Source organism: Paenibacillus glycinis (assembly GCF_009909185.1).
GTDB classification, from domain to species: domain Bacteria; phylum Bacillota; class Bacilli; order Paenibacillales; family Paenibacillaceae; genus Paenibacillus_Z; species Paenibacillus_Z glycinis.
On record NZ_JAAAMV010000010.1, the window covers coordinates 81,100 to 95,390 of the forward strand.

Annotated in this window: 12 protein-coding genes; 10 read left to right on the top strand and 2 right to left on the bottom strand. The window is 59.9% G+C overall.

All coding sequences use genetic code 11. The annotated features are described in order from the left end of the window. Positions 1-45: 45 nt before the first annotated feature. The 10 genes from GT019_RS14630 (at position 46) to GT019_RS14675 (ending at position 12,116) form a co-directional block, all read left to right on the top strand. Complete coding sequence (locus GT019_RS14630) at positions 46-975, top strand: carbohydrate ABC transporter permease (protein ID WP_161743925.1); 930 nt, start codon at positions 46-48, stop codon at positions 973-975. Between the two features lie 2 nt (positions 976-977). Beyond that, positions 978-1,805 (top strand): carbohydrate ABC transporter permease, encoded by an 828-nt coding sequence (locus GT019_RS14635; protein ID WP_161743926.1) that lies wholly within the window; start codon positions 978-980, stop codon positions 1,803-1,805. A gap of 50 nt (positions 1,806-1,855) precedes the next feature. Beyond that, positions 1,856-3,049: a trans-sulfuration enzyme family protein gene (locus GT019_RS14640; protein WP_161743927.1), complete on the top strand. Its 1,194-nt coding sequence runs from the start codon at positions 1,856-1,858 to the stop codon at positions 3,047-3,049. A gap of 35 nt (positions 3,050-3,084) precedes the next feature. Continuing rightward, positions 3,085-3,762: a FadR/GntR family transcriptional regulator gene (locus tag GT019_RS14645; RefSeq protein WP_161743928.1), complete on the top strand. Its 678-nt coding sequence runs from the start codon at positions 3,085-3,087 to the stop codon at positions 3,760-3,762. A 468-nt stretch (positions 3,763-4,230) separates the two neighbouring features. Continuing rightward, the gene (locus tag GT019_RS14650; protein WP_161743929.1) at positions 4,231-5,175 is read left to right on the top strand and encodes an ABC transporter permease; all 945 of its coding nucleotides are present in this window, start codon (positions 4,231-4,233) and stop codon (positions 5,173-5,175) included. 15 nt (positions 5,176-5,190) lie between these two features. After that, entirely contained in the window at positions 5,191-6,120 is a 930-nt protein-coding gene (locus tag GT019_RS14655; protein WP_161743930.1) for a carbohydrate ABC transporter permease, read from the top strand. Positions 6,121-6,252: 132 nt separating this feature from the next. Next, on the top strand, positions 6,253-7,785 hold the full coding sequence (locus GT019_RS14660) for an ABC transporter substrate-binding protein (RefSeq protein ID WP_235948102.1): 1,533 nt from the start codon (positions 6,253-6,255) through the stop codon (positions 7,783-7,785). A 306-nt stretch (positions 7,786-8,091) separates the two neighbouring features. Next, the gene (locus GT019_RS14665; RefSeq protein WP_161743931.1) at positions 8,092-9,852 is read left to right on the top strand and encodes a sensor histidine kinase; all 1,761 of its coding nucleotides are present in this window, start codon (positions 8,092-8,094) and stop codon (positions 9,850-9,852) included. After that, complete coding sequence (locus GT019_RS14670) at positions 9,827-10,588, top strand: response regulator transcription factor (protein WP_161743932.1); 762 nt, start codon at positions 9,827-9,829, stop codon at positions 10,586-10,588. The genes GT019_RS14665 and GT019_RS14670 overlap by 26 nt, the downstream gene beginning before the upstream one ends. 7 nt (positions 10,589-10,595) lie before the next feature. Then, the gene (locus GT019_RS14675; RefSeq protein WP_161743933.1) at positions 10,596-12,116 is read left to right on the top strand and encodes an ABC transporter substrate-binding protein; all 1,521 of its coding nucleotides are present in this window, start codon (positions 10,596-10,598) and stop codon (positions 12,114-12,116) included. Positions 12,117-12,139: 23 nt separating this feature from the next. Here the strand turns inward: GT019_RS14675 and eutC are convergent, their stop codons facing one another. Beyond that, positions 12,140-12,862 carry an ethanolamine ammonia-lyase subunit EutC gene (gene eutC / locus GT019_RS14680; RefSeq protein WP_161743934.1) on the bottom strand — a complete coding sequence of 241 codons (723 nt, stop codon included), beginning with the start codon at positions 12,860-12,862 and terminating at the stop codon, positions 12,140-12,142. Positions 12,863-12,892: 30 nt separating this feature from the next. Continuing rightward, positions 12,893-14,257 carry an ethanolamine ammonia-lyase subunit EutB gene (locus GT019_RS14685; RefSeq protein ID WP_161743935.1) on the bottom strand — a complete coding sequence of 455 codons (1,365 nt, stop codon included), beginning with the start codon at positions 14,255-14,257 and terminating at the stop codon, positions 12,893-12,895. Between the last annotated feature and the right edge of the window lie 34 nt (positions 14,258-14,291).

Below are 14,291 nucleotides of genomic sequence, written 5' to 3' on the forward strand. Positions count from 1 at the left end.
CAGCCGCCCGCCGCGACCATTACGCTCCCAAGGGTGGTGTGGTTCATGAACGACGAGCAGCCTTCCGTCATCAGGCGGTTGCGGACCGGATTCCGCAATTCGCCGCGTGGATTCATCTTTTTCAGTTTGCTGCCGACGCTGGTATTGGTGCTGGTATTTACGTACTATCCGTTTCTGCGGGGCATCGTGATGGCGTTTCAAAACTATCAGCTGTTCGATCTGACCAACGTTCATTTCATCGGCTTGGATAATTTCAAGACCATGTTCAACGACGCGAAGTTCAAGCATGCTTCGATCAACAGCGTCTATTGGGTATTTATCTCGCTGATTTTGCAATTCACGATCGGATTGTCGGTCGCGCTCCTGCTGAACAAGCGTTTTCGCGGGCGGGGGATCTTCCAGGGCTTCGTGTTCTATCCGTGGGCGTTGTCCGGATTCCTGATCGGCCTGATCTGGAAATGGATGTTCAACTCGCAGATCGGGGTCATCAACGACCTGCTGATCCGCACCGGCATCATTCACGAGCGGATCGGGTTCTTATCCGATCCGAACTGGGCGCTGTCTTCGGTCATCGTCGCCAACATCTGGTATGGAATCGCTTTCTTCGCGATCATGCTGCTTGCCGCGCTGCAATCGGTGCCGTCCGAGCTGTACGAAGCGGGGAGCATGGACGGCGCGAGCGGCACGCGCAAGCTGTTCAGCATCACGATGCCCTACATCATGCCGACGGTCATTACGACCACGCTGCTGCGCGCGATCTGGATCTTCAACGATCCCTCGATCATCTACGGGCTGACGAACGGCGGGCCGGCCGGCTCGACGCACATATTATCCTCGCTCATGCTGGACAAGATCATGTACGGCGGCGATTACGGCGCGGCTTCCGCGATCGGCATCGTGATGATCGGCATCCTGATGCTCTATACGATCTTTTATTTAACGGTGACCAGGTCAGAGAAATTGGGGGATTTCTAATCATGAAACGACCGCTTCAAAAAGCGTTGAAAGTCGTCTTCTTAACCCTCTATCTGATGGTAATGGCGTTCCCGCTTTATTGGATCGTCATCACGTCGCTCAAGCCGCAGAAAGAAATTTTCTCCTTCCCCCTGCACTACTGGCCGAGTCAATTGACCTTGCAGAACTACATCAACATTATCAAGATCTCCAAGTTCCACATCTATATCGCGAACAGCCTGCTGATCTCGCTCAGCGCCGCCGCGATCGTCGTCTGCATCGCGGTTCTCAGCGCCTACGTGCTGGCCCGGTTCAGATTCCGCAGTCACCGGCACGTGATGCTGGGCTTTTTCCTGACGCAGATGCTGCCCGGCTTCGTGGCGCTGGCCCCGCTCTATTTGCTCATGAGCAAGCTCGGGCTGATCAATTCCCGCATCTCGCTGGTCCTCATGTATACCGTCGGCTTGATTCCGTTCTCGACCATCCTGCTCAAAGGCTTCTTCGAACGGATTCCGTCGAGCCTCGAGGAAGCGGCGATGATCGACGGCTGTTCGCGCATGTCGGCGCTGATCCGGGTCATCATGCCGGTCATGCTGAACGGGATCTCGGCGACGTTCATCTTCGCCTTCGTGCAGAACTGGAACGAATTGTTCATGGCCGTCATGTTCATCGACGACGAGTCGATGAAGACGCTGCCCGTGGCGATGAATTCGTTCGTGATGAAGTTCGACGTCGATTGGGGGGCCATGTCGGCCGGCACCGTCTTGTCCGTCGTCCCGACGATCGCGTTGTTCGCCGTCGCGCAGCGCTTCATCGTCGACGGCCTGACGCAGGGCGCCGTCAAGGGGTAACTGCCGGATGACGGACGCCGAAATCGCGAAACGGAAAGGAATCGAAGAGGATGACCAATAACAACGACCGGGAATGGCCGTACACGTCGGTGAACCACGATGCCGTCGACGAGCGGCATCACGGCGCGATCAACATTCCGATCTATCAGACGAGCTTGTTCGCGTTCGAGACATACGACAAGTTCCAGCAGGCGGCGCGGAATCCGCAGGTGGAGCACGTCTATTCGCGGGGCAACAACCCCACCGTGCGGTACCTGGAGGATAAGCTGGCGGAGCTGGAGCGGGCGGAGACGGCCAAATGCTTCGCTTCGGGCATGGCCGCCATCAGCGCCGCGATCTTGTCCACGGTGAAGACCGGCGACCATATCGTGTGCGTGGACCAGGCGTACGGTCCGACGCGGGATTTCGTGACCCGATACTTGCGGCGCTTCGGCATCGAATCGACGCTGGTCGACGGCAGCTCGCCGGATCATATTCGCGATGCGCTTCGTCCGGAGACCAAGCTGATCTATCTGGAAAGCCCGACCTCGATGCTGTTCCAGCTGCAGGATTTGGCGGCCTGCGCCGCGCTTGCCCGCAGCCGCGGCATCGTCACCATCGTCGACAATTCCTGGGCGACGCCGATCTTCCAGCGGCCCTTGGAGCTCGGGATCGATCTCGTCGTGCACTCCATCACGAAGTACATATCCGGGCAAAGCGACAGCGTCGCGGGCGTCGTGCTCGGTTCCGGGCAGCTCGTCGGCCGGATCGCGAACGACGAGTACATGCTGCTCGGCGGCATCATGACGGCGTACACGGCCGCCCAGATCACCCGCAGCTTGCGCACGCTGCCGCTGCGGATGGAGCGCCACGAACGCAGCGCGCTGACGGTCGCGGCGCATCTGGCTGAGCAATCGCACGTGCTGCGGGTCAATCATCCCGCGCTCGATTCGCATCCGCAGCGCGAGCTTGGCCTGCGGCAGATGAGCGGCTCCAGCGGGCTGTTCTCGTTCGAGTCCGCCGAGCCGGTGGAGAAGATGCGGCAATGGGCGGGCCGGCTGAGGATGTTCAAGATCGGCGTCAGCTGGGGCGGCTTCGAGTCGCTCGTCACCGTCAATCCGGCCGGCGCAAGCTGCGCGGAGGGAGCCCGCAGCCTGATTCGCCTGCATATCGGATTGGAGAGCGCGGCCGATCTGATCCTGGACCTGGATCAGACCTGGGCGGCGGTGTCGTCGGAGGGCGGCGACGATGGACCTGGTGCGTGAAGACGTCGATATCGTGAAGGCGGGGGCGACTCAAGATGGCAAAAGTGCAGAGGCAAACGATACCTGAATTGGTCTCGCAGGAAATTCAAAATTACATCGAGGAGAAAGAGTTGCAGGAAGGAGACAAGCTGCCGTCGGTCGAAGCCATGACGCATATGTTCGGCGTCGGCCGTTCCTCGCTCCGCGAAGCGCTGCGTTATCTGGAGGCGATCGACGTCATCTCCGTCCACAACGGAAAAGGCATCTACGTGCGCGACGTCGGCACTTACCGGTTCGCCGGCAAGATCAAGATCGAGAAAGAGAAGCGGTTCCTGCTCGCGATCTTGGACGTGCGGCGGGCGCTGGAGGGCAAGGCGGTCGAACTGGCGGCCAAACGGATCACGCCGGCGCAGACCGCGGAGCTGGCGGCTTGCATGAAGGAATACAGCAGGCTGAAAGACGCGGGCGAGCACACCGCCCACATCGACCTGGCGTTCCATCGCGGCATCATGAAGGCGGCGGGCAACCCGATATTGTTCAGCGTGCTGGAGTCGATCGCCGCCATGTACGAGAAGTTTTTCAACGAACCGCTCGGCGACAAGCGGCTGTTCGACGACACGTACGAGTATCATCACACGATGTTTGCGGCGATCGCGGTTCACGAACCCGCGCGGGCGCTGGACGAATTCAACAAGATGATGGACTGCATCGAGAACATCATCCGAACCTATTGATCGGGTACGGGAGGGGCAATGGAAGGGCGATGCAATCAGCCCCGACGGCTCGGAGCCCGAATCACCCGGATCGTGACAAGAAGTTTTCCAATTGCCGCATGACGGCGGTTGGAAAGCTTCTTTTTTTGACCTGCATGCCCGGCGATGACCGGCATGCGCCTTTCGAATTTGCAGTCGTTCCCATCAAAATCTAACGTTTGTTGACTGCGGTCTCATGTTTTTAGTCTGGCAGGGGGGCTGCCGAATTCTTTACAATTGACATCAGTTAGATGAATTGTTTGCGCTTTACATGGAAGATTACCCATCTAATGGATAGGTTCCGCGAGAATCCGCATGGTTGAACGCGGTTAACGGCGGAGTGGGATTCGCGGCAGGTTTAGGCGCGGCACGGATCGGCGCCAAGGCTCGCAGCGGAATTTGAAAGCGTGTACACACATGGAACGCGAACAGACGGAAGGAGTGGCTAACATGGACAAGAAGAAAAGGCGGGGACGCTTGCGAACGCGCTGGCGCACGCAGGATACCGAGCTGACGCTGCTCGCTTTGCCGACGACCGTCTGGTATATCCTGTTTTGTTTCTTGCCGATGTTCGGCGTCATCATCGCGTTCAAGAACTTCAAGATCTTCGGGGGCTTCCTGAGCAACGTCTTCCACAGCGAATGGTCCGGATTCAAAAACTTCGAATTCCTGTTCAAGTCCAACGATGCTTGGGTCGTGACCCGCAATACGCTGGGCTACAATCTGGTGTTCATCATCCTCGGCATCGCGGTGCCCGTCACCTTGGCGCTGATGATCGGCCAGCTGCACGGCCGCAAGGCGGGGAAAGTGTATCAAACGATGATGTTCCTGCCTTACTTTCTCTCCTGGGTGGTGGTGTCCGCGGTGGCCTGGGCGTTCTTGAGCTTCGATAAGGGGATCGCCAATCAATTCCTCGCCGACCTGGGCAAGGATCCCGTCAACTGGTACATGGAGGCGAAATACTGGCCGTACTTCCTCATCTTCATGAACATGTGGAAAGGCTTGGGCTACGGCATGGTGGTTTATCTGGCGACCATCGCCGGCATCGACTCCACGTACTACGAGGCGGCCGTGATCGACGGCGCTTCGAAGTGGCAGCAAGCGCGATACATTACGCTGCCGCTCATGAAGCTCGTGATCGTGATGATGTTCATCTTGGCGATCGGGCGCATCTTCTACACGGATTTCGGCTTGTTCTTCCAGGTGCCGCGGGATTCCAATTCGCTGTTCAACGTGGCGACCACCATCGACGTTCTCGTCTTCAAGCAGCTCAAGACCGCTACGGTGGGGATGGCATCCGCTTCCGCTTTCGTGCAATCCGTGCTCGGCTGCGCAACCATTCTGATCGCCAACTGGATCGTCCGCAAGGTGGATCCGGACAGCGCCATGATGTAAAGGAGGGACTTGGACATGGCAGCAAGAACGAACGAACGGACCGGTCTCGACAAATTCAACCGCATCGGCAACGTCACGAACGCGATTTTCCATGCGGTGTTTATCTTGTTGGCGCTGGTCTGCCTCATACCGATCCTCGTGGTGCTGTCCGTATCGCTGTCCAGCGAGGATTCGATTCGGCACACCGGGTATCACCTCTTCCCGACGGCCATTTCCGGGGATGCCTATCACTATATCTTGCAGCAGGGGACGATGATCTCGCGGGCGCTCGGCGTCTCCGTGCTCGTGACCGTCGTCGGTACCGTGCTGGGCGTGCTGCTGACCGCCTCGATGGGGTACGCGATCTCCCGGCCGAATTACAAGCTGAAGGGACTGCTCACCTGGATCGTCTTCATCCCGATGGTGTTCAACGGCGGCTTGGTGTCGAGCTACTATATCAACTCGAACCTGCTGGGCTTGAAGGATACGGTTTGGGCGCTGATCCTGCCGCTCGCCGTCTCTTCCTTCAACGTCATTATTTGCAAAACCTTCTTCCGAAGCACCATTCCCGACGGGTTGATCGAATCCGCCGAGATCGACGGCGCAAGCCAGCTGCGCATCTTCTTCTCGATCGTGATGCCGATTTCCTTGCCGGTATTGGCCACGGTCGGCCTGTTTCTCTGCTTCGCGTACTGGAACGACTGGTTCCAATCCATGCTGTACATCAACAATCAGAACCTGTATTCGATGCAGGCCTTGCTGAACAGCTTGATGAGCAACGTGGATGCGCTGGCGAAGAACGCGTCCACCATGGGGATCAGCTACGCGCAGCTTGTCGCCACCATGCCGAAGGAATCCGCCCGCATGGCCGTGGCCATCATCATCGTGGCGCCCGTGGCCGCCGCCTACCCGTTCTTCCAGAAATATTTTATCTCCGGTCTGACGGTGGGCGCCGTTAAAGGCTGATTCGAACAGGCTGGTTCAAAGCTTCAAAAAGTGGAAGCGAAATAAGTCCGGCTCGTCCGGGTTTATGATATTCGCCGCGCGATGCTGGCGGCGGAAGCTAGTAACGGAAGAGACGAAAGGGAGGAAATGTACATGAAAAAGACAAAGAAGCATTTGCTGGCCATCGGCGCAGCGGCACTCCTGACGACCGGCCTCGCGGGCTGCGGTTCGAATAACGCGACGAACGACGCGGCGACGAACAAGCCTGCCGACAACCAGGCGGCGCAGACGGACACGAACGCGCCGGCTGACGCGAACGCCGACAAGCCTGTCGATGCGGCCAATGCGCCTACGCTCGTCTGGTGGACGATCGGCGGCAACGTGCCCGCCAACTTCGACAAGGCGATCGCCGCGATGAACGCGTACACGGCCGAGAAGATCGGCGTGAAGGTCGACATCAAGGTCGCCAGCTGGGGCGATTGGGATACGAAGATCAACACGATCGTGAACACCGGCGAGCCGTTCGACATCATGTTCACGAATAACAGCAAATACAACCAGCAAGTCAACTTGGGCGCGTTTGCGGATCTGACCGACGACGTGCAGGGCGAGACGCCGGATCTCTACAAGCTCATCCCGCAGAAGGTGTGGGACGGAACGAAGATCGGCGGCAAGGTGTACGCCGTGCCGACGTACAAGGATTCGTCCTTGACCCAATACTGGGTGTTCGACGATACGTACGTGCAGAAATACGGCATCGACACCACGGCCATCAAGTCGCTCAAGGACCTCGACAAGCCGTTCCACGACATGAAGGCCGGCGAAGGCAAGAGCTTCTACCCGCTGTCGCTGACGCAGGGCGACGGGTTCAACGGCTTCTTCAACGGCTACGACGACATGACGCTCGGCCTGGCGCCGCTCGGCGTCAAGGTGGACGACGCTTCCCGCAAGGTCGTCTCCGTGCTCGAGCAGCCGGAGATCATGGACGATCTGAAGCTGCTGCACCAATGGTACAAAGACGGCATCATCAACCCGGACGCGCCGACCAAGACGGAAGCGGACAAAGCCCGTCCGTTCTTCGCGGCGCAGGCGTTCCCGGGCGCGGAAGCCAGCTGGCAGATCAACGAAGGCGTCGCGAAGTACGACATGTTCCAAATCTTCGGGCCGATCTACACGACGAGCACGATCCAAGGCTCCTTGAACGCGATCTCCGCCAACTCCAAGTACAAGAAGGAAGCGTTGAAATACCTGCAGCTGGTCAACACCGATCCGAAGCTGCGCAACATGCTCGCGTTCGGCGAGCTGGGCGTCGACTACGACAACGTGGACGGCGAGAAGATCATCGAGCGCAAAACGGATACGTGGCCGCTGGCCGCTTATACGCAAGGGACGTTCTTCGACCTGGCCGTAACGAAAGGCGCGCCGGAGGATCAGTGGGATCAGGTGCGCAAGCTGAACGACCAAGCGACCTCCTCGACCAACCTGGGCTTCGCCCTCGATATCAGCAAGCTGAGCACCGAGGTCGCCAATACGAAGGCGGTGTGGGATAAATACCGCTACGAGCTGATGACGGGCGCTTCCGATCCGGCGACGACGGTGCCGAAGATCGTGTCGGAGATGAAAGCCGCCGGCATGGATACGATCATGAAGGCCGCGCAAGAACAGATCGACGCGTATTTCAAATAAGTTTCGCCGGTGAGCGTCATCGGAAAACCCGAACGGAGATTGCCGTTCGGGTTTTCTGGCACGATACGCAAGATTGCTTAGTATTTAGCCTTGGTACGAAGCGAAAGTGCCGGCAGTTCGAATGAGAGTGACTTTGGTGAGCACCACGGGAACGCTCATCGAATCTGACGGGCTGCAGCGGCGGCTCCAACGGATTGCCATGGACCGAGCGCTGCATTTTATTAGGCATTGCTTTTATCCGCGGCTGCGTTATATGGTTGAGCAAGCGAGGTGCGCGACAACAGCCTAATGCAAAGGAGACGCCGCATGCGTTCATTCATGCAAATCAAGATCTATCGCGGCAAATTCATTGCATATGCGGTATTCGTGGTGTTCATCGGCCTGGCGCTCGGCGCGCTTACCTGCGCGGTGCTGCTGGACCAATGGGTCGGCAATTCGCGGAACGAAGCCGCCGGCGCGTTCTCGCGGGTGGAAAACACCCTGCAGTACGATGCGGACCGCATCGAGGCATTCATGCAGCGGGTGTATTCCAACGGCGGGCTGGTGACCGACATCCGCTGTTTCTTGGGCAACAGCGCGGAGGGCTATCTGACGAGCCGGCTGCAGGACAGCCATTATAACCGGGCGCTCGTCTCCTTTCCCGACGACATCAAGTCCTTCCTGAGCAACGGCGGGCAGGGCGACATCACGCAGGTCAGCCTGCATACCGCGCAGGAGGGCAACGTCGTCCGCTTCGACAACAACGGCAACACGAGCTTTTTGTTCCGTCTGCCCAACACGGACGACGCGTTCAGCGAGACGATCCAGAAGGGCTTCGTTTATCGCAAAAAGCTGTCGGATCCGAACCAAATCTCCCGCCAGCTGGGCGAATTCCGCTTCCTGGTCAGCAGCGACCGGATCTTCAAGACGGTGCAGAACGACCATCTGAGCGAGGCGGCGGCGGTCAGCGCTTCCGGGGACGTGTACCTCATAGCCGGCAGCGGCGGCAAAGCGGAGGAGCTGGTTCGCCGGGCGGTGGCGGACGGGCGTACCCACGGCTATCTGTCGACGGGCTTCGCGGACCGCGCGTACTTCGTGACGTTCGCTTCCACGGAGTTCGACTACCGGTTCGTCAGCATCGTGGACGTGGCCCCGCTGATCCGCCAGAAGGCGAACGTCCTGCTCATCGTGTTCCTCATCGTGCTCGCGGCCATGATCTGCGTTCTCCTGCTGATCGTCTACAACCTGCGCGAGGACGCGAACTTCCTGCGGCGGATCATCAACGCCATCGGACGCGCCAAGACGGCCGACTTCACGCCGGTGAACCGCGCCCGCTACCGGAAGAACGAATACGGCATGATCGCCCGGGAATTGGACGATATGATCCTGCAGCTGGATAAGCACATCCGCACCAATTATTTGCTCAAGCTCAAGCAGCAGGAAACCGAGATGAAAGCGCTTCAGCATCAGATCAATCCGCATTTTCTGTATAATACGCTTGAGGTGATCCGCTCCTTCGCGCTGGTGAACCGCGCCGACGACACGTCCGACGCCATCGCCACCTTGGGCGCGCTGTACCGCGATATCGTGAAGAACGAAAATATCATTCCGCTCGGCAGCGAGCTGAATTTGCTCCAAAAATACTTGAAGATCATGGAATTCAAATATCCGAAACGGTTCTATTACCAGTTCAACGTGGACGAGGCGTTATTGTCCCTGCCGACCGTGAAATTCTGGCTGCAGCCGCTGGCGGAAAATTTCTTCATCCACGGCTTCCACCCGGAGAGCGAATTCAACCTGCTCGTCGTGAACGGCTGGGAGGAGGAGGAACGCTTCGTGCTGGAGATCGCGGACAACGGCAACTGGATCCCCGAAGCGCGCTTGGCGGAGATTCGCGGCAAGCTTTCCCGGGGCGACGACGCGCCGGGGGACAACATCGGCCTGCGCAACGTCTATACCCGGCTGCACTTTTTCTACGGAGCGGGCTTCGGCATGACGATCGACAATAACGAGGAAGCGGGCGTGAAAGTATCCGTCATTCTATCCAAGGAGGCTACCGACGATGTACAAGCTGTTGATCGTAGATGACGAGCCGCAGATTCTGGAGGGAATGAAGCGGACGCTGGATTGGGAGAAGTACGGCTTCGGCCGCATCGAGACGAGCGAGACGTACGAGGGCGCGATCTCGAAGGCGGTGGATCTCATGCCGGATCTGGCGATCTTCGACGTATGCATCGGCAAGCAGCGCGGGTACGATGCCATCCATAAGCTGAACGAGCTGCGGCTTCCCGCCAAATACATCATCATGAGCGGCTACGGCGAATTCCAATACGCGCTGGAGGCCATTCGCTGCGGCGCCAAGGATTATCTGCTCAAGCCCGTCGACCGTTCGAAGCTGCAGCAGCTGGTCGAACGGATTATCGTGGAGGATTTGCACGGCACGCTCGAAGGCGCGGATCGCGGCGACCTCGACACGGACCCGGTGCTCGGCGTGCGCTACGACGGCCTGTCCAAGCTGGCCAATCGCATCCTGCTGATCGTCAAGGCGGAGTATGCCCAGAACTTGAATTTGAAATCGGTCGCGGAGCGGTTTCGCATGAACGGCACGTATCTCGGGCAGCTGTTTCTCAAGGAGACGCAGATGAAATTTTCGGAATACCTGATGGCCTACCGGATGCTTCGCGCGCAGGAACGCATCCAAGCCACGGACGAGAAGATCATCAGCATCGCGCTCTCCGTCGGCTATCCCAACCTGAACTATTTTTATTCGCATTTCCATGCGTACTTCGGCAAATCGCCCTCGGAGCTGAGGAGAAAGGAATAGCGCCGCCATGCCACAACAACGGAATCGGGTTCGTATCGCGGCATCCTTCGCGTGGATCGCCATGCTGATGCTGCCGCTGGCCGGCTGCTTCTCCGGGGCCGATCGGGAGGAGCATGCCGCAAAGGCCGGCAACACGGTGAATTTGATCTATTACACGATCGGGGATCCCGACGCGGACCTGCAGATGGTCAACGACCGGATCAACGAGGTCCTGGCCAAGAAAATCGGCGTGACCGTCACGTACGTCAAAGTAGGCTGGCAGGAGTACGCGGATCGGCTGAACACCCTCGTATCGGCGGGCACGCCCTTCGACATCGCGTTCGCGCCGGAGTACACCACGTACGCGCAGCGCGGCGCATGGCTGAAGCTGAACGACTATCTGTCCACGGCGGGGAAGGACATGTACGAGGCGATCGACCCGATCTTCTGGCAGGGCGTGACGATGGACGACGGCGGCATCTACGGGGTGCCGACCAACAAGGAGCTGGCCGTGCGCGACCAATGGATGTACCCGGAAGCGCTGATCAAGAAGTACGGGATCGACATCTCGAAGTACACGACGCTCGCTTCCCTGGAACCGCTGTTCCGGCTGATCAAGCAGAAGGAACCGACGTACCAGATCATGGACCTCGACAAGGATTCCCAGAACTTCTTCGCCTTGGACGGCTACGAATACGTGTCGGAAAAGACGCTTCCGCTCATGATACGGGCTTTGGATCGCAGCGCGCCGGTGGTGAATATCTTCGAAACGGAAGAAGCCCGGAACGTGCTGGACATCCTTCGGCGCTATTACATGGAGGGTTACATCAACGAGGACGCGGCCCTGCGGGAGAGCCAAGGGCTGAAGCGGGGCGCGCGGGTATTCTGGAAAGCCGCGGGCGGCGGCCCGCTGTCGGAGAACAGCTGGAGCAAGGATCGCGGCTACCGGCTCGTGGCGTATCCCGTGACGCCCGCGCTCATCACGACGGAATCCGTGCGGGGAGGGGTCATGGCCGTCAGCGCGGATACGAAGCATCCCGTCGAGAGCGTCAAGTTCCTCAATCTGCTGAACACGGATCCCGAGGTGCGCAACCTGTTCAATTTCGGCATCGAGGGCGTTCATTACACGCTGAACCGCAGCGGCCAGGTGGTGCCCAAGCCCGCCAAAGACAGCAACGGCAATCCCATCCCTGACGCGCCGCCCAGCTACGGAGGCGTGCAGTACACGCAGGGCAATTGGTTCATCCTGAAGACCATGGGCGGGCAATTCCCGGATCCCTTGGACAAATGGAACCAGTTCCGCGCCGGCAACAAGGAGGCCGTCAAATCGAGCACGCTGGGCTTCACGCCGGATTTATCCCGGATGCCGATCCAGCTGCAGAACATCCAGATGGTCTGGGAGAAATACTATCCCAGCCTGATGACCGGCAGCGTGAACGTGGACGAGGAGCTGCCGAAGTTCAACCGGGAGCTGCGGCAGGCGGGCATTGACGAGGTCCGGGCCGAAGTGCAGCGGCAGCTGGACGCCTGGCGCGCAACCCATTCGTAGCGCGGAAGCGGCGGCCGCGGCGCTTAGACGTCGAGCTTTACGCCGCTCGCCTGCTGCTCGATCATCTTGCGCAGCAGCGTGCCGATGTGGGCGCCGGCTTCCACGGGCGGCGTGCCGCCGGGGTGAATATTGGAGATGACCATCCGGTCGGAATCCCTTCGGCCCGGACCCGGGCGATAGCACATATAAGCGCTCATGGACGCGGCGGTGACGAGGCCCGGCCGTTCCCCGATGAGCAGGACGAGCGCTTCGGGCTTCAGCAGGCGGCCGATGTCGTCCATGACGCCGACCCGCCCGCCCCGCACGAAGAAGGCCGTCCCTTCGGCCAGGCCGTTCACCGCCAAGGCATCGCGAAGGGCGGGCAGCACGTCCGCCAGATTGTCGTCGATCGCGCGGCCGCTCAGCCCGTCGGAGACGACGATCTGCACCTGAGGGGCGGAAACGCAGCGGTCGGCGAGCATCCGGGCGCTCTCCTCGGTCAACAAGCGGCCGCTTCCGGGGTATTTCAGATAATGCTCCTTGTCCCGGTACTGCGTGTCCGCCGAGAACAGGCCGAATTCGTCGAGCGTCTCCGGCTTAACCTCGCCATAGACGGCATCCACCGCCGCCGCGTGATCCAGCCGGAAGCGCAGCATGTCCTTTGTCGGCGGCCGGGTCCCGGCCCGTCCGACATCCAGTCTGGCCGGCGTGTGCGACATCCACGCGCGAAAACGATCCGTTCCTTGGCCGTCTCCGGTCTCTTTCATGAGCTCCGCCTCCTCCGATGTACGTTCGGCTTAATAGATGAATCTTCTGGCGTCTCCGGCCGCCGCGGTCAGCCGCCCGCCCGCGAGTATGCCGGCTTCCTCCAGCCAGGTCTCGAAAGCGGGAGCGGGACGTTTGCCCAGCGTCTCGCGGATCGTCGCGATATCGTGATAGCTCAAGGACTGATAGTTCAGCATGCAGTCGTCCGCCATCGGAACGCCGATCACGAAATTCACGCCCGCCGTAGCGAGCAGCACGCCGAGTGCCTCCATGTCGTTCTGATCCGCCTTCATATGGTTCGTGTAGCACACGTCCACGCCCATCGGCAGCCCGTGCATCTTCCCCATAAAATGATCCTCCAAGCCGGCCCGGATCACCTGCTTGCTGTCGTAGAGATACTCGGGCCCGATAAAGCCGACCACCGTGTTCACGATGAACGGATCGAATCGGCGGGCCAGTCCGTAGCATCGCGCCTCCAGCGTCACTTGATCGATGCCGTGATGCGCGTTCGCGGACAGCTCCGAGCCCTGTCCCGTCTCGAAATACCAGCGGTTCGGGCCGTCCGCCGTTCCCTCTGACCGGATCAGGGCATCCGCTTCCCGCAGCAGCGCCAAGTCGATGCCGAAGCCGCGGTTTCCTTCCTCCGTGCCGGCCAGGCTCTGGAACAGCAGATCCGCCGGAGCGCCGCCCTGCACCGCCCGCATCTGGGTGGTGACATGCCCCAGCACGCAGTTCTGCGTCGGAATGTTCCAATGGGCGATGACTTCCCGCGTCGCGTGCAGCAGCGATTTGATCGTCTCCGCCGCGTCGCCGACGGGATTGATGCCGATGACCGCATCGCCGACGCCGTAGGCCAGCGCTTCGAACAACGAAGCCTTCATGCCCGTCGCGTGGTCGGTCGGATGGTTGGGCTGCGCCCGCGAGGACAGCGTGCCCCGGTAGCCGATCGAGGTGCGGCAGGTCGTGATCACCTCGATCTTGGCCGCGGCCTGAATCAGATCGAGATTGGACATCAGCTTGCACAAGGCCGCGATCATCTCGCTCGTCATCCCCCGGCCGATTCGCAGCAGCTCGCTGCCGTCCGTCTCCGTGCGCAGGACGTATTCCCGCAGCTCGGCCACCGACCAGCCGCGAATGGAGGCATACGTCCCTTCGTCGATGCCTTCTTCGATCGCGCGCGAGACCTCGTCGTTCTCCGGCGGAAGCGGCGAATGCAGGCGGATCTCGGACAGCAAGCAGTCGGCGAGCAGCGATTTGGCCGCGACGCGCTCCGTCATGTCCGCCGCGGCGATGCCGGCGAGCGCATCGCCGGAGCGCTCCTCGTTCGCTTTGGCGAGCAGGTCCGTCAGATCGCGGAAGCGGTATTCCTTGCCCCTGAGCGTGGTACGGAGCTTCATGCGTCATTCCCCTTTCTTGGTTCGGGTACTTTAC